Raw genomic sequence first — 16161 nt, forward strand, 5'->3', positions numbered from 1 at the left:
TATTACTCGTATTACCTATGTTACCATGACTCAATACCGATCTGACGCGTAAATTGCTGCAAGGCATTGTAATGAAGAAATCTTCCCATCTGATTGACCTCAGCTTATTAAAAACCCATCCCGACTTTCGCGCCGTGTTCGTTGCGCGTTTTCTCTCGATTCTGGCGCTTGGCATGCTGGTGGTGGCGGTGCCGGTGCAAATTCAGCAGCTCACCCACTCCAGCTGGCAGGTTGGCCTGTCGGTGACCCTGGCGGGCGGCGGCATGTTCATCGGCCTGCTGCTCGGCGGCGTGCTGGCTGACCGCTATCCACGTAAACGGCTGATTCTGTTTGCCCGTTCAACCTGTGGCATCGGTTTTGTCGGCCTCGCCTGCAACGCCCTGCTCCCTGCACCCTCGCTCACCGCGATCTATTTGCTGGCGCTGTGGGATGGCTTTTTCGGTGCCATTGGCGTTACCGCGTTGCTGGCTGCCACACCCGCGCTGGTAGGACGCGAAAATCTGATGCAGGCGGGTGCCATCACCATGTTGACAGTGCGGTTTGGCTCAATCCTTTCACCGGCGGTAGGTGGCCTGGTGATCGCCAGCGGTGGCGTGGTCTGGAACTATGCGCTGGCGGCGCTGGGCACGCTGTTGACGCTGCTGCCTTTGCTGCGGCTGCCCGCATTGCCGCCTCCGCCACAGCCGCGCGAACATCCCCTGCGTGCGCTGGCGGGTGGTTTCTCTTTTCTGCTGGCCAGCCCGCTGGTGGGATCGGCTGCGCTGATCGGCGCGCTGATTACCCTGGCAAGTGCGGTTCGCGTGTTGTATCCGGCGCTGGCACCGCACTGGCTGGTGGCACCGGCCCAAATTGGCCTGATGTATGCCGCCGTGCCTGCCGGTGCAGCAATCGGGGCCTTAACCAGCGGCCAGCTCAAAACGGCAGCCCGCCCCGGTCAACTGATGCTGATTACCGCTCTGCTGGCTTTTATCGCGCTGGCACTTTTTAGCCTGATGCCACAATTTTGGCTGGCGCTGCTCTGCCTGGTGGCGTTTGGCTGGCTCAGCGCGATCAACAGCCTGTTGCAGTACGCCATGATTCAGTCGCTCACACCGGATGCGTTGTTAGGAAGGGTAAACGGGTTGTGGACGGCGCAGAATGTCACCGGCGATGCGCTTGGTGCCGCGCTGTTAGGCGGCATGGGATCGCTGTTGCTGCCACAGCAGGCAGCGACGGTATTTGGTGCCGCCGCCGCGCTGGTGGCGGTTGTTATGCTGCTGACGCTGCGCGGTTTACGCCGTTACCGTCAGCCTGCCGCCTCGCTCTCATGAGGATGTGAACAGGGTTTCCAGCCGCGTCAGCAGGTTGCTGGCGCTAAAGTAGTCCAGACGGAAGGTATCGGTGCCCAGCGCATACACCCGTTTTGCTTTTACCGCCGCGGTATCGGCAAGAAACGGATTTTGCATCAGGGCGCTGGCGTCCGCCTCCTTGGCGGCAAACAGCAGATAGCTCTGGCCATTGAGATCGGTGGCCAGATTCTCACCACCAGACTGAATGATATCTTTTCGCTTACCCATGCTGTGGCTGGTTTGACTCACAGGCGGCCTGGCCAGCGTGAAACCGAGCTGCTGCAGCAGCTTTCCCTGCGCAGAATCAGCGGTCCAGATATTGGTGGAGCGGCCACCGGCGTTATACACCATTGCCGTGACGGGCTGTGGTGGCAGTGCGATCTTCTTCTTCAGCGCCGCTTCGCGACGATCAAAATCCTCCACAATTTGCGCTGCCTTCGCCTCATGCCCGGTGGCCTCTCCCAGCGTCGCAACCACCTGCTGCCAGCTCTTATCATCGTAATTAACCACCAGCACCGGTGCAATTGCCGACAGCTGATCCACCAGCTTGATGGCGGAATCGTTGCCGGTGGCGCTGACCACAATCAGATCCGGTGCCTGTTCCGCAATCGCCTCGGCATTGGCTTCACCAATATAGAGACGCTTCACGCCGCGCTGCGCGGCGACGTCGCCCCACTGCTGGAAAAAGCCCTGCTTATCCGCCAGACGGCCGCCCGGTGCGGTGGCGCCACTGGCGACAACCGGCGCGTCAATGGCCAGCAGCGATCCGGTCAGGGTAACGCTGGTAGAAACAATCCGCTGTGGTGCCTGCGCCAGGGTAAGGGTGCCCTGCGCACTTTTAATCTCGCGCGGCCAGCTTCCGGCAGCATGCGCCATCATGCTAAACAGCGAGCACAGCAGCGTGGCGGTAACAACAAACGGTCTGGCTTTCACGTAATTCACTCCTTTAAAGCGGCGGTCAAACAGGCGCAAAAATCGCCGTCTGACGGCTCGACGCGAAGAAAATGCGCCCTGTTTATTGACTCTGAACGGCAATCGACGTAGGTTACAGAGCCACAATACAAATGATAATAATTATCACTACTCTTATCATTTAGAGGTTGGATTATGGTGGAAACTTCCGTGTTTGAAAATGCCTTTGTAGAGGATTTTGACGCCGTCAGTCGCGGCTTCTTCTATCTGTCTCCCTGGCGCAGCCTGTGGACTCAAGGGTGCTTTAGTCGACTGACCACGCCGGTGGCAGGCGCTGAACAGCCCGATGGCGCGTTTCAATGCCAGCTTCGCCAACAGTTCAGCGAGGCGAAGCAACAGGGCATTCAAAATCCCATCGTGGTCGGCGCGATTCCTTTTGATGCGAGTCAGCCTTCGGCGCTGTTCATTCCCGAAGCGAGCCACTTTTTTGATCGTCAGCAGCTCGCTGGCGGTTTTACCGATACGCCTTTACCCAAGGTAACAAGCCGCACTGCGCTGCCGGATCATGCCGCCTTTACCGACATGGTGGCACAAGCGGTAAACGCCACCTCGCAGGGTGAACTGGATAAAGTCGTGCTGTCGCGGCTGATGGATATCACCACCGAGCGGCCGGTCGATACCACCATGCTGATGCGCCGTATCATTAACCAGAATCCCACCAGCTATAACTTCCATGTGCCGCTGCCTGACGGCGGCTCGTTGCTCGGCGCCAGCCCGGAGTTGCTGTTACGTAAGCAAAACGGCGAGTTCAGCTCCTGCCCGTTAGCCGGTTCCGCGCGGCGTCAGCAGGATCGGCAACAGGATAATGCTGTCGGCCAGCGCCTGATGCACTCCTCTAAAGATCGTTACGAGCACAAGCTGGTTACCGATGCGATGCGCGATGTGCTGCAAAGCCGCAGTTCGCTGCTTTCGGTGCCGGAAACGCCGCAGCTGGTGACCACGCCAACACTGTGGCATCTGGCCACCTGGATCAACGGCGAAGCGCGCGATCCACGCGATAACGCATTATCTCTCGCCAGCCTGCTGCATCCGACGCCTGCGCTCAGCGGTTTTCCGCACGCCAGGGCACAAAAGCTGATTGCTCAGCTGGAACCTTTTGATCGCCAGCTGTTTGGCGGCATCGTCGGCTGGTGTAACGAAGCGGGCGACGGGGAATGGGTCGTGACGATTCGCTGCGGCACCGTTCATAACACCCGCGTGCGACTGTTTGCCGGCGCAGGCATCGTGCCCGATTCCTCGCCGGAATCTGAATGGAACGAAACCGGCGTTAAGCTCGACACCATGCTGCGCGCTTTTGGATTGCAATAAGAGAAGCCACTATGACTATTTCCTGTACGCGCTGGCCTGACGATCTCGCCGCGCGCTATCGCCAAAAAGGCTACTGGATCGACCTGCCGCTCACTGACATCCTTAACCGTCAGGCGGAAAACGATGCCGTGGCGGTGATCTGTGGTGAACAGCAGCTCACCTATCGCCAGCTGGCGCAGCAGTCAGACCGCCTTGCCGCCGCGCTCCAGCGGCGTGGCCTGAAACAGGGTGATACCGCACTGGTGCAGCTCGGCAACGTTGCTGAGTTTTACATTGTGTTGTTTGCCCTGTTTAAAATCGGCGTGGCGCCGGTGAACGCGTTGTTCAGCCATCAGCGCACCGAAATGAGCGCCTATGCCAAACTGATCTCACCTGCTCTGCTGATTGCCGATCGTCAGCATGGCCTGTTTGCCGACGATCTCTGGCTGGATGCGCTTCGTCACCAGCAGCCCGAGCTGCGCACGCTGGCTTTCATTAATGGCACCGATGACACGCAATCGCTGACGACGCTCATCAACGAAGCGGCAGAGGATTTTGTGGCCTCGCCATCGCCCGCCGATGAAGTGGCTTTTTTTCAGCTCTCCGGCGGCAGCACCGGCACGCCAAAACTGATTCCGCGCACCCATAACGATTACTACTACAGCATTCGCGGCAGCGTGGAGATTTGCCAGTTTACCGCCGATACGCGCTATCTCTGCGCCCTGCCCGCGGCGCACAACTACCCGCTGAGTTCTCCTGGCGCGCTGGGCGTGTTCTACGCCGGTGGCCGGGTTATTCTGGCCAGCGATCCCAGCGCCAACCTTTGCTTTCCGCTAATTGCGCGCCATCAGATCAACGTCACGGCGCTGGTGCCGCCTGCGGTAAGCCTGTGGCTGCAAGCAATCAACGAATGGGGCGGCAACCAGCAGCTCGCCTCGCTGCAATTGTTGCAGGTCGGCGGCGCCCGCCTGAGCGACGTGCTCGCTGCGCGCATTCCGGCTGAAATCGGTTGTCAGCTACAGCAGGTGTTTGGCATGGCGGAAGGGCTGGTCAACTACACGCGCCTTGATGACAGCGACGCGCGCATTTTTACTACCCAAGGCTGCCCTATCTCGCCCGATGATGAAGTGTGGGTTGCCGATGAGCAGGGTAATCCACTGCCAACGGGCAGCACGGGTCGCCTGATGACGCGCGGCCCGTATACTTTTCGCGGCTACTATCAGAGCCCCGATCACAACGCCGCCAGCTTTGATGACAACGGTTTCTACTGCTCGGGCGATCTGATCGCCATTGACGCCGAGGGTTATATTCGCGTGCAGGGCCGGGAGAAAGATCAGATCAACCGCGGCGGTGAGAAGATCGCGGCTGAAGAGATCGAAAACCTGCTGCTGAAGCATAGCGATGTGATCCATGCCGCGCTGGTCTCGATGGAAGACAGCCTGATGGGCGAGAAGAGCTGTGCGTTTATCGTGGTGCGGCAGCCAATCAAACCGGTGATGCTGCGTCGTCATCTGCGCGAGCTCGGGGTGGCGGAGTTCAAACTGCCCGATCGCATCACCTGCGTTGATGCTCTGCCATTAACACCGGTTGGCAAGGTAGATAAAAAACGTCTGCGCCAACAGCTTGCTGAGCAGCAAGCCTGAACTGAATCTGGAGAACCACAATGACCATTCCCGAACTGGCCGACTACGCGCTGCCTGACGCGGCAGACCTGCCGCAGAACAAAGTACAGTGGGCTTTTGAGCCGCCGCGCGCCGCGCTGCTGATTCACGACATGCAGGACTATTTTCTCAATTTTTGGGGCGAGAACAGTCCGATGATTCAGCAGGTAGTAGAGAACATTGCCCGCTTGCGCCGCTACTGCAAAGCGCAAGGTGTGCCGGTGTTTTATACCGCGCAACCGAATGAACAGAGCGATGCCGATCGCGCCCTGCTGAATGACATGTGGGGACCGGGACTGAACAAGCATCCTGAACAGCAGAAAGTGGCGGCGGCGCTGGCACCGGACGCTGACGATCATGTGCTGGTGAAATGGCGCTACAGCGCATTTCATCGCTCGCCGCTGGAAGAGACGCTGCATGAAATGGGCCGCGATCAGCTGATTATTTGCGGCGTGTATGCCCATATTGGCTGCCTGACCACTGCCACCGACGCCTTCATGCGTAACATCAAACCCTTTATGGTGGCCGATGCGCTGGCCGATTTTACCCGTGAAGAGCATATGATGGCGCTGACTTACACCGCAGGCCGCAGCGGCCGTGTGGTGATGACCCGCGATCTGATGCCGCTGCCGCTCGACAAGGCGGAGCTGCGCGCTATGGTTCTGCCGCTGCTGGAAGATGATGATCAGCCGGAAGATGACGATAACCTGATCGATTATGGCCTCGATTCCGTGCGGGTAATGACGCTGGCCGCCCGCTGGCGTCAGGTGCACGCTGACATCGACTTTGTTAGCCTGGCAAAAGATCCCAGCATCAACGGCTGGTGGGCATTGCTGTCACGCGAGCCGCAGCCATGAATATCGATTTCACCGCAAAGCAAGTCTGGGTAACCGGCGCCGGACAAGGCATTGGCTATCATATCGCGCTCGCCTTTCAGCAGGCCGGTGCGCAGGTGGTAGGATTTGATCGGCAGTTCAGGCAGACGGATTATCCGTTTCGCTGCGTGACACTGGATGTGGCCGATGCCGATCAGGTTGCCCGCGTTTGCCAGCCGCTGCTGGCAGAGCAAAAACAGCTGGATGTGCTGGTCAACGGTGCCGGTATTCTGCGTATCGGCGATACCGATACGCTGCCGGTTGCCGATTTTCAGGCGCTGATGGCGGTCAACGTCGGCGGCGCATTTAACCTGTTCCAGCAAACGCTGCCGCGCTTTCGTGAGCAGCGCAGTGGCGCTATCGTCACGCTTGCCTCTAACTCGGCGCACGCGCCGCGCATTGGCATGTCCGCCTATGGCGCTTCCAAAGCGGCCTTGCGCAGCCTGTGCCTGTCGGTAGCGCTGGAAATGGCGCCGCACGGCGTGCGCTGTAACCTGGTGTCGCCCGGCTCAACCGATACTGATATGCAGCGCAGCCTGTGGCACACGCCGGATGCGGAACAGCGCACCATCGCCGGTTTCCCGGATCAATATAAGATCGGCATTCCTTTGCAGAAGATCGCGCAGCCGCAGGAGATCGCCAACGCGGTGCTTTTCCTCGCCTCGGATCTCGCCAGCCACATCGTGATGCAGGATATCGTGATCGATGGCGGCGCGACATTGGGCGCCTGATCATGAGCGCTATCTGGAAACGTCAGGTCGATCTTGCCGAGCTGAATCGCATGGGAGAAAACTGCCTGGTTGCGCATCTGGGCATCGTTTTTACCCGCATCGATGCTGAGAGCCTGGAAGCGGAAATGCCGGTGGATGCGCGCACGCGCCAGCCTTTTGGTTTGCTGCACGGCGGCGCGTCGGTGGTGCTGGCGGAATCCATGGGTTCGATAGCGGGCTATCTCTGTGTTGACGCGGGCCAGAGCGCGGTGGGCATTGAGGTCAATGCCAGCCATCATCGGGCAGCCAGCAGTGGCAAAGTGCGCGGCGTATGTCGCCCGCTGCATCTCGGGCGTACGCATCAATCCTGGCAAATTGAGATTTTTAACGCGCGCGATCAGCTCTGCTGCAGCGCCCGGTTGTCGGTCGCAGTACTCGGCTGAAAGGCATAAAAAAAGGGCCGGTTTCCCGGCCCTTTATCACGTTAAGTTCGCTTAACGCTGATAGATGAATTCAACACCTTCTTCGTCGTCTTCATCCCAGTCATCATCAAGATCGTCTTCTTCTTCAGGCTCAACATTTTCCAGCGCTTCGCGATGGTAGTCGTCCCACATGAATTCCACTTTCTCGGTCTGCATCTCTTCCAGCTCAGCCGCTTTCGGGTTAGCCACGATAAAGGCCATTACGTCCCAGCAGAGTGCGTTAACACCTACCCGGTTGGCTGCAGAGATCAGATAATATTTCTCATCCCAGCCCAGCGCTTCCACAATCGCTTTAGCACGAGCCTGTGCTTCTTCTTCGTCCAGCAGGTCAACTTTATTGAACACCAGCCAGCGCGGTTTCTGGAACAGCTTCTCGCTGTATTTTTCCAGCTCGCCGAGAATGATGCGGGCGTTCTCAACCGGATCGGATTCATCAATCGGCGCCAGATCGATGAGGTGCAGCAGCACACGACAACGCTCAAGGTGCTTCAGGAAGCGAATGCCAAGGCCTGCGCCATCGGCGGCGCCTTCGATCAGCCCAGGAATGTCGGCGATAACAAAGCTCTTCTCGGCATCCATACGCACGACGCCAAGGCTTGGCACCAGCGTAGTAAACGGATAATCCGCGACTTTTGGCTTGGCGGCAGAAACCGCACGAATAAAGGTCGACTTGCCCGCGTTAGGCAAGCCGAGCATGCCAACGTCTGCCAGCAGCATCAATTCCAGCTGCAGATCGCGTTTCTCACCTGGCGTGCCCATGGTTTTCTGGCGCGGCGTACGGTTCACCGACGATTTAAAACGGGTATTGCCCAAGCCATGCCAGCCGCCTTTGGCGACCATCTGCTTCTGCTCATGGCGCGTCATGTCGCCCAGTGTTTCACCGGTGCCCTGATCGATAATGCGCGTCCCCACCGGTACTTTGATGGTGATATCTTTACCGCGCTTGCCGGTACAGTCACGGCTCTGGCCATTCTGACCACGTTCAGCACGGAACGCTTTTTCAAAGCGATAATCAATCAGCGTGTTGAGGTTTTCATCAGCAACCAGATACACATCGCCACCGTCGCCGCCATCGCCGCCGTCAGGGCCGCCTTTGGGAATATATTTCTCGCGACGGAAGCTCACGCAACCATTGCCACCATCACCTGCAACCACCAGAATGGTTGCTTCATCAACAAACTTCATCTTTTCTCTCCGTCACTTTTTCGCCTGACCAGACAAATGCGGCCAGACGGGTCCGCCAGGGTCTTCTGTGCTGACCGGCGGCGGAACATCTACTCTGTTTCACTAAAATTCGCACATAAAGTGTACAGCAATCGAATTGCTCTGGCCGGGTTTTTATCGCCCTGCCAGCAGCAGAATGTAAAAAGCCCCGCAAGAGCTGCGGGGCTTCAATTCGTCATTGCAGGCCGTTGCCAGCCCGAAGCGCGAAAACCTTACTCAGCAACGATGCTGATATATTTACGGTTGTTCGGGCCTTTGATCTCGAATTTAACTTTGCCGTCTGCGGTTGCAAACAGAGTGTGGTCACGACCACAGCCTACATTGCTACCTGCATGGAACTTGGTGCCACGCTGACGAACGATGATGCTACCAGCCAGAACTGATTCGCCACCGAAACGTTTAACACCCAGACGTTTTGCATTGGAGTCACGACCGTTACGAGTCGAGCCACCAGCCTTTTTATGTGCCATTTGTCAGATCTCCTGTTAAGCGCTGATGCCGGTAATTTTCACATCAGTGAACCACTGACGGTGGCCCTGCTGCTTACGATAATGCTTACGACGACGGAACTTAACGATTTTGATTTTCTCGCCACGACCGTGTGCAACGATCTCAGCTTTGATCACGCCGCCTGAAACCAGTGGCGCACCGATAGTTACTTCTTCGCCGTTAGCAATCATCAGAACCTGGTCAAACTCGATAGTTTCACCGGTTGCGATGTCCAGCTTTTCCAGGCGAACGGTCTGACCTTCGCTTACTCGGTGTTGTTTACCACCACTTTGGAAAACCGCGTACATATAGAACTCCGCTTCTGCGCTTGCCTTTCGTTGAATTCAGGCGGCGCGATAAATATTCATAATAGGGCGCGAATTCTACGCAATACTCGTTCAGAAGACAAGAGCACTTTGCAAAGGATCGCAGAAAAAAAGCGCAGCACAATCGCTCACGTTTCTCATCCCGATTTTTCGAGTACAATCCAGTAACAGATTCCCTGACATTCTGCCGGTAAAAACCTTTACCATGGCAATAAACTGAGCCAAAGCTGAACAGACTGATGAACTTAGAACAGATTAATGAACTCACCGCGCAAGATATGGCGGCGGTCAACGAGACCATACTCGAACAGCTGAATTCAGATGTGACGCTCATCAATCAGTTGGGATATTACATTATCAGCGGCGGCGGTAAACGCATTCGGCCGATGATTGCCGTGCTGGCAGCTCGCGCCATGGGATACGAAGGTAAACTGCACGTCGTTAACGCCGCGCTGATTGAGTTCATTCATACCGCCACGCTGTTGCACGATGACGTGGTGGATGAGTCCGACATGCGTCGTGGCAAAGCCACGGCCAATGCGGCTTTTGGCAACGCTGCCAGCGTGTTGGTCGGCGATTTTATCTATACGCGCGCCTTCCAGATGATGACCAGCATGGGATCGCTGAAGATCCTCGCGCTGATGTCAGAAGCGGTAAACGTGATCGCGGAAGGCGAAGTGCTGCAGCTAATGAACTGTAACGATCCGGATATCACCGAAGAGAGTTACATGCATGTGATCTACAGCAAAACGGCGCGGCTGTTTGAAGCGGCGGCGCAGGCTTCGGCGATTTTAGCTGACGCATCGCCAGCACAGGAAAAGGCATTGCAGGATTACGGTCGTTTTCTCGGCACTGCCTTTCAGCTGATCGACGATCTGCTCGATTACAGTGCCGACGGCCAGACGCTGGGCAAAAACGTTGGTGACGACCTGAGCGAAGGCAAGCCTACGTTACCGCTGCTGCATGCTATGCGCCACGGCAGCAGTGAGCAGACGGCGATGATTCGTCAGGCTATCGAACAGGGCAACGGCCGCCATCTGCTCGATCCGGTGCTGGAAACTATGCAGCAATGCGGTTCACTGGAATGGACGCGGCAACGCGCCGAGCAGGAAGCGGACAAAGCCATCGCGGCGCTGAAAGTGCTGCCGGAAACCCCGTGGCGCAGCGCGCTGGAAGCACTGGCGCATATGTCTGTTCAACGCGATTTTTAAGCCAATCAGGAAGCCGTCCGGCTTCCGATTCTCCCCTCTTGCAGGCTATTACATTCCTTTTGCGAAACCCCACGCAAAATTGTTTCGTGGCGGAAATATTTCTGGAAACTTATTGGAAACTTCTGCTATAAATTCTTAAACAACGCCTTTATTTGTTTGAATTTATGACGTAGTTATCGGATATGCGTGGAGTTTTTAAGCGCTTTTATTTCCAATAAATTGCCTTCGCAAAAGGAGCAGATCGTATGTACGCATCTCACAAGGACTGGCATCCGGCGGATATCATCGCCGCCCTGCGTAAAAAAGGCACCTCACTGGCAGCGGTTTCGCGTCAGGCAGGATTGAGCTCATCTACGCTGGCGAATGCGCTCACGCGTCCCTGGCCTAAAGGAGAATGGCTTATCGCTGGTGCAATCAATGTGCATCCTGCTGAAATCTGGCCAAGCCGCTATTACGATCCGATCACCCACAAGCTGCTGGATCGTAAACGCCTGATCCGATCCTCGTCAAAAGAGGATCCGTTGCGTACATCGCTGTGATCCACCAGCATAAATCCAGGTGAAAAAAACGAAAAAAAACGGCCGGGATAAACCCGACCGTTTTATTGTTGCCGCGATTTACTCGCCGCTGATGCGTTCGATGTTCGCGCCCATGGCCTGAAGTTTGTCTTCAATGTGCTCATAGCCACGATCGATGTGATAAATACGATCGACCAGCGTAGTCCCTTCAGCGATACAACCCGCCAGCACCAGGCTCGCAGACGCACGCAGATCGGTAGCCATAACTTGCGCACCCGACAGCGTTTCAACGCCATGACAAATCGCCGTATTGCTCTCGATCTCAGCGTGCGCACCCATGCGAATCAGCTCAGGAATGTGCATAAAGCGATTTTCAAAGATGGTTTCAGTGATCACGCCGGTGCCTTCCGCAACCAGGTTAAGCAGCGTGAACTGCGCCTGCATGTCGGTAGGAAAACCCGGATGCGGGGCGGTGCGCACGTTAACCGCTTTTGGCCGCTTGCCGTGCATGTCCAGGCTGATCCAGTCAGCACCGGTTTCGATATCCGCACCGGCATCACGCAGTTTGGCCAGCACCGCATCAAGCGTATCGGGCTGCGTATTTTTACACAGCACCTTGCCGCCAGAGATGGCTGCCGCGACCAAAAAAGTCCCGGTTTCGATACGATCGGGCAGAACACGGTAAACACCGCCGCCAAGACGTTCAACGCCTTCGATGGTGATTTTATCTGTACCTGCGCCGCTGATTTTCGCGCCCAGCGTGTTGAGGAAATTCGCAGTATCAACGATTTCCGGCTCGCGGGCAGCGTTCTCAATGATCGTGGTGCCGGTGGCCAGCGTGGCTGCGCTCATGATGGTCACGGTAGCGCCAACGCTCACCTTGTCCATCACAATGTGCGCGCCTTTCAGACGACCATCGACCGACGCTTTAACATAGCCTTCTTCCAGCTTAATCTCAGCGCCAAGCTGTTCCAGGCCGGTAATATGCAGGTCTACCGGACGCGCGCCAATCGCACAACCGCCCGGCAGAGAAACCTGACCCTGCCCAAAACGTGCCACTAACGGCCCTAATGCCCAGATTGAGGCGCGCATGGTTTTCACCAGCTCGTAAGGGGCGCAGTAAATTGACACGTCGCTGGCATCAAGATGCACTGAACCGTTGCGTTCAGCTTTCACGCCAAGCTGGCTCAGCAGCTTCATGGTGGTATCAATGTCTTTTAACTTCGGGACATTCTGAATTTCCACCGGCTCTTCTGCCAGCAACGCAGCAAACAGGATTGGCAATGCGGCATTCTTGGCACCAGAAATCGTTACCTCACCACTCAGCCGGGTTGGACCCTGCACACGAAATTTATCCATTACACCTGCTCTCTGTTGATATATCTACAAGGCTGCCGGCACTGCATCGATGATGCCGCATCGGCAACTTAAAAACCGTTCAGCTTACGGTCACGCGCCCACTCTTCCGGCGTGTAGGTCTTAATCGATACCGCATGCATGCGGTTGTCCGCGATGTAAGCCATCAGCGGCGCATAGACCGCCTGTTGTTTCTTTACCCGGCTCAGTGCAGCGAACATCTCGCCAACGGCCACAACCTGAAAATGGCTACCGTCGCCGGTAACGTGCACTTCCTGCAGGGGTAACGCGCTCATTAGCACGGCTTGAATTTCACTTGTTTCCATGGTTTTCACAGTCAGTTGATCATAAACAGCCACACATAGTAGTGGAAAGCGACTTTATCCGAAACAAGCAAGAAGCCCCTGACTGAGCAGGGGCTTTTGAAGGTGAGAAAAATCAGTTAGCTGTAATGATCTGTTGCAGGTTATAGAGTGTGATCAGCGACTGCAGCTTGTCGGTGATTCCCTGGAAGCGCGGCGTGGTACCCTGCTCCTGAGCAATCTGGCGCAGATGCACCAGCAGCGCCAGCCCGGCAGAATCCACACGATCCAGCGCTGATACATCGATAACGTCGATTTGCTTCATCACCGACGTCCGTTGCTGCCACAGGTCAAGCAGCGTTTCCCGATCCAGCTCGCCGCTAAGACGAATTGCGCTGCCATCCAGATGCCAACGAAGTGTCGTCATTATTTTTGCTGATCCAGCGTAATCGGCTGGGTAGCCGCTGATTTAAGCCGCGCGGTCAGGCCATCAATACCCTGTTGACGCAGCAGATCGCCCCACTCGTTTTGCTTGGTGGTAATCATGCTGACGCCTTCAGCGATCATGTCATACGCCTGCCAGTCGCCGGTACGGCTGTTTTTGCGCCACTGGAAATCAAGACGAACCGGTGGACGGCCATTGGGATCGATAATTGACACGCGAATCGCCAGCATTGACGCATCGCCCAGCGGTTTCTCTGGCTGAATCTGATAAGTCTGACCGTTGTACAGCGCCAGCGCCTGGCCATAAGCCTGGGCAAGGTAATCCGCAAAGGCTTTGAAATAGGCTTCGCGCTGCGCAGGCGTCGCTTCTTTGTAATAGCGTCCTAATACCAGCGCACCAGCATATTTAATCTGTACGTAAGGCAGCAATTCCTGACGCACAATTTCACGCAGGTAGTTTGGGTTTTGCTTGATCTTCGGCTGCTCATTCTTCAGGCGCGTAAAGGTTTTATCTGCTGCTTCATTCATCAGCTTGTAAGGATTGCTTTGATCCACCGCCTGCGCCGCCAGCGGAGCGATGACCAGCATCGCGATCATTAATACACGTTTAAACATAGTTAAAGCCTCTTAAGGTTGAGCCGCAGCAGGCTGATCGTCCTGCTGTTTACTATTATTATCGCCGCTTTTGTAAAGGAACTGACCAATTAAGTCTTCCAGCACCAGCGCGGACTTGGTGTCGTGCAGCGTATCGCCATCTTTCAACGTGGCAGTACCCATATCAGGATCGTCAAAGCCAACATTCATCGCCAGATATTGCTCGCCGAGCAGGCCCTGGGTACGAATGGCCAGCGAGCTGGTATCCGGCAGACGATCGAACTTTTTCTCGATATCCATCGCCACGCGAGGTGAATAGTTTTTATCGAGGGCGATGCTGCTGACCCGGCCAATAATGACACCGCCGATTTTCACCGGTGAGCTGACCTTCAGCCCGCCAATGTTGTCGAAGGTGGCATAAAGACGCCAGGTCGGTTCGTTGCCCAGCGATTTCACATCGGCAACGCGTAGACAAAGAAAGACGACGGCCACCAGCGCCAGCAGCAAAAAGGCACCTACGGTAATTTCACTTTTCCTGGTATTCATTGCATCAATTCCCAAACATCAGTGCGGTAAGGACAAAATCCAAGCCGAGCACCGCCAGTGACGAATGCACGACGGTGCGCGTGGTGGCACGACTGATCCCTTCCGAAGTTGGAATCGCGTCGTAACCGTTAAACAAGGCGATCCAGGTCACCGTGACGGCGAAAACCGCGCTTTTGATAACACAGTTAAGCAGATCGGTGCGCAGATCGACGGCGTTCTGCATCGCTGACCAGAAAAAGCCAGGATCGATGCCTTTCCAGTTCACGCCCACCAGCGAACCGCCCCAAATGCCAATAGCGGTAAAAATCAGCGTTAATAACGGCATGCTAATAAATCCAGCCCAGAAGCGTGGCGCAACCACCCGACGCAGCGGATCGACTGCCATCATCTCCATGCTGGAGAGCTGTTCGGTGGCCTTCATCAGACCGATTTCTGCCGTTAACGCCGATCCGGCGCGGCCAGCAAACAGCAGCGCGGTAACCACCGGACCCAGTTCACGCAGCAATGACAGCGCCACCAGCATGCCAAGGCTGGTTTCAGCGCTGTAGGTGGTCAGCACCAGGTAGCCCTGCAGCCCGAGCACCATGCCGATAAACAGCCCGGATACCACGATAATCAGCAACGACAGCACACCCACACTATAGAGCTGTTTAATCAACAGCGGCGCGTGTTTGCGAAATTCGGGCTTACCGACCAGCGCGTGAAAAAGCATTAAACCGGCGCGACCAAACGACGCACAGGTTTCTATGCCTTTTCGCCCCAGCGCAGCGATCGCATCAATAAACATCAATGGGTTATCTCCCTGAATCGGTTAAGTCAGCCAGGTAATCGCCTGCCGGAAAGCGAAATGGCACCGGGCCATCGGCAATGCCGTCGATAAACTGGCGAACACGCGCATCCTCATTATCCTGCAGCTGCTGCGTTGAGCCCTGCGCAATAATCTTTTGACCGGCAACAATATAGGCGTAATCGGCGATGCTCAATACCTCTGGCACATCGTGTGAAACTACGATGCAGGTCACACCCAACGCGTGATTGAGTTCATCGATTAATTTCACCAGCACGCCCATGGTAATCGGATCCTGGCCAACAAAAGGCTCATCAAACATGATCAGGTCCGGTTCCAGCGCGATGGCCCGCGCCAGCGCCGCGCGCCGCGCCATGCCGCCAGAGAGTTCTGAAGGTTTAAGCTGCGCCGCACCACGCAGCCCCACGGCTTCAAGCTTCATCATCACCGTGCTGTGCAGCAGCGGCTCCGGCAGGCGCGTATGTTCACGCAGCGGCCAGGCGACATTGTCATACACGTTGAGATCGGTGAAGAGCGCGCCGGACTGGAACAGCATGCTCATTTTTTTGCGCACGTCGTAGAGACGTGAACGCGAGAGTTGCGGAATATTCTCGCCGTTGAACCAGATTTCGCCAGCGGTTGGCTGTAACTGACCGCCAATCAGCCGCAGCAATGTGGTTTTGCCGATGCCGGATGGGCCCATAATCGCTGTCACTTTTCCCTTAGGTACGGTCAGCGAGATATTATCGAAAATCTGTCGATTACCCCGTGCAAAGCTCACGCCCCGCACATCGACCAAATTAGTCGGCGCCTGACTGCTACTCATGACTTCTCCCACTACAAAATGCTTTTTCAAAGGTGACATAACGCAGGTTGCCCTCGTCCAGCGATGAGGTTAACAACTAAACGGCGTTACTTTCACAGAAAACTATCGCAACCGTGTGACGAAAACCGGCATCCGTTTTACTTTTTGCTCACAGACGGTCAAAATCAGCGGCTAACCACCATTTCGCCCGGAAAAGTCGGATGCGGCAAGCCGACGATTATAG

The 16161-nt window shown here is 56.1% G+C and carries 19 protein-coding genes; 8 read left to right on the forward strand and 11 right to left on the reverse strand.

From position 1 onward, the window contains the following. Positions 1–71 precede the first annotated feature (71 nt). The gene (entS, locus tag ACJY2L_RS15680; RefSeq protein WP_187487538.1) at positions 72–1310 is read left to right on the forward strand and encodes an enterobactin transporter EntS; all 1239 of its coding nucleotides are present in this window, start codon (positions 72–74) and stop codon (positions 1308–1310) included. On the opposite strand, the gene fepB is transcribed toward entS, so the two are convergent. After that, the gene (gene fepB, locus ACJY2L_RS15685) at positions 1305–2207 is read right to left on the reverse strand and encodes a Fe2+-enterobactin ABC transporter substrate-binding protein (protein WP_439214472.1); all 903 of its coding nucleotides are present in this window, start codon (positions 2205–2207) and stop codon (positions 1305–1307) included. The two genes, entS and fepB, sit on opposite strands and share 6 nt — an antisense overlap. Before the next feature lie 228 nt (positions 2208–2435). Between fepB and ACJY2L_RS15690 the strand changes: the two genes are divergently transcribed. The 5 genes from ACJY2L_RS15690 to ACJY2L_RS15710 are packed head-to-tail and all read left to right on the forward strand — an operon-like array spanning position 2436 to position 7276. Beyond that, positions 2436–3608: an isochorismate synthase gene (locus ACJY2L_RS15690; RefSeq protein WP_439214449.1), complete on the forward strand. Its 1173-nt coding sequence runs from the start codon at positions 2436–2438 to the stop codon at positions 3606–3608. A gap of 11 nt (positions 3609–3619) precedes the next feature. Beyond that, a complete protein-coding gene (locus tag ACJY2L_RS15695) occupies positions 3620–5230 on the forward strand; it encodes a (2,3-dihydroxybenzoyl)adenylate synthase (RefSeq protein WP_439214450.1) in 1611 nt (536 codons plus the stop codon). A gap of 20 nt (positions 5231–5250) precedes the next feature. Beyond that, on the forward strand, positions 5251–6105 hold the full coding sequence (locus tag ACJY2L_RS15700) for an isochorismatase family protein (RefSeq protein WP_439214451.1): 855 nt from the start codon (positions 5251–5253) through the stop codon (positions 6103–6105). Positions 6106–6107: 2 nt separating this feature from the next. Continuing rightward, on the forward strand, positions 6108–6854 hold the full coding sequence (gene dhbA, locus ACJY2L_RS15705; RefSeq protein ID WP_272875005.1) for a 2,3-dihydro-2,3-dihydroxybenzoate dehydrogenase: 747 nt from the start codon (positions 6108–6110) through the stop codon (positions 6852–6854). Between the two features lie 2 nt (positions 6855–6856). Beyond that, positions 6857–7276 (forward strand): hotdog fold thioesterase, encoded by a 420-nt coding sequence (locus tag ACJY2L_RS15710; protein WP_439214452.1) that lies wholly within the window; start codon positions 6857–6859, stop codon positions 7274–7276. A gap of 51 nt (positions 7277–7327) precedes the next feature. On the opposite strand, the gene cgtA is transcribed toward ACJY2L_RS15710, so the two are convergent. The 3 genes from cgtA to rplU all read right to left on the reverse strand — a co-directional run bounded on the left by cgtA (position 7328) and on the right by rplU (position 9336). Then, positions 7328–8500 (reverse strand): Obg family GTPase CgtA, encoded by a 1173-nt coding sequence (gene cgtA / locus ACJY2L_RS15715; RefSeq protein WP_067427526.1) that lies wholly within the window; start codon positions 8498–8500, stop codon positions 7328–7330. A gap of 251 nt (positions 8501–8751) precedes the next feature. Further along, positions 8752–9009 (reverse strand): 50S ribosomal protein L27, encoded by a 258-nt coding sequence (gene rpmA, locus ACJY2L_RS15720; RefSeq protein ID WP_007886647.1) that lies wholly within the window; start codon positions 9007–9009, stop codon positions 8752–8754. Between the two features lie 15 nt (positions 9010–9024). After that, a complete protein-coding gene (gene rplU, locus ACJY2L_RS15725; protein ID WP_067427523.1) occupies positions 9025–9336 on the reverse strand; it encodes a 50S ribosomal protein L21 in 312 nt (103 codons plus the stop codon). 257 nt (positions 9337–9593) lie between these two features. Between rplU and ispB the strand changes: the two genes are divergently transcribed. Continuing rightward, on the forward strand, positions 9594–10565 hold the full coding sequence (ispB, locus tag ACJY2L_RS15730; RefSeq protein ID WP_067427521.1) for an octaprenyl diphosphate synthase: 972 nt from the start codon (positions 9594–9596) through the stop codon (positions 10563–10565). Between the two features lie 245 nt (positions 10566–10810). Beyond that, positions 10811–11104 carry a helix-turn-helix domain-containing protein gene (locus ACJY2L_RS15735; protein ID WP_067427519.1) on the forward strand — a complete coding sequence of 98 codons (294 nt, stop codon included), beginning with the start codon at positions 10811–10813 and terminating at the stop codon, positions 11102–11104. Positions 11105–11182: 78 nt separating this feature from the next. On the opposite strand, the gene murA is transcribed toward ACJY2L_RS15735, so the two are convergent. The 7 genes from murA to mlaF form a co-directional block, all read right to left on the reverse strand. Then, on the reverse strand, positions 11183–12442 hold the full coding sequence (gene murA, locus ACJY2L_RS15740; RefSeq protein WP_067427517.1) for a UDP-N-acetylglucosamine 1-carboxyvinyltransferase: 1260 nt from the start codon (positions 12440–12442) through the stop codon (positions 11183–11185). Positions 12443–12510: 68 nt separating this feature from the next. Further along, on the reverse strand, positions 12511–12765 hold the full coding sequence (ibaG, locus tag ACJY2L_RS15745; protein ID WP_067427515.1) for a BolA family iron metabolism protein IbaG: 255 nt from the start codon (positions 12763–12765) through the stop codon (positions 12511–12513). 112 nt (positions 12766–12877) lie between these two features. Further along, entirely contained in the window at positions 12878–13171 is a 294-nt protein-coding gene (gene mlaB, locus ACJY2L_RS15750; protein WP_173645388.1) for a lipid asymmetry maintenance protein MlaB, read from the reverse strand. Beyond that, positions 13168–13800 (reverse strand): phospholipid-binding protein MlaC, encoded by a 633-nt coding sequence (mlaC, locus tag ACJY2L_RS15755; RefSeq protein WP_067427511.1) that lies wholly within the window; start codon positions 13798–13800, stop codon positions 13168–13170. Before mlaC ends, mlaB begins: the two co-directional genes overlap by 4 nt. A gap of 12 nt (positions 13801–13812) precedes the next feature. Beyond that, positions 13813–14325 carry an outer membrane lipid asymmetry maintenance protein MlaD gene (mlaD, locus tag ACJY2L_RS15760; protein ID WP_067427509.1) on the reverse strand — a complete coding sequence of 171 codons (513 nt, stop codon included), beginning with the start codon at positions 14323–14325 and terminating at the stop codon, positions 13813–13815. A 4-nt stretch (positions 14326–14329) separates the two neighbouring features. After that, a complete protein-coding gene (gene mlaE / locus ACJY2L_RS15765; protein ID WP_067427507.1) occupies positions 14330–15112 on the reverse strand; it encodes a lipid asymmetry maintenance ABC transporter permease subunit MlaE in 783 nt (260 codons plus the stop codon). Between the two features lie 7 nt (positions 15113–15119). After that, positions 15120–15938 (reverse strand): phospholipid ABC transporter ATP-binding protein MlaF, encoded by an 819-nt coding sequence (gene mlaF, locus ACJY2L_RS15770; protein WP_067427505.1) that lies wholly within the window; start codon positions 15936–15938, stop codon positions 15120–15122. Positions 15939–16161 lie beyond the last annotated feature (223 nt).

Origin of the sequence: Duffyella sp. Ts4 (assembly GCF_051851875.1) — a bacterium.
Lineage (GTDB): Bacteria > Pseudomonadota > Gammaproteobacteria > Enterobacterales > Enterobacteriaceae > Duffyella > Duffyella gerundensis.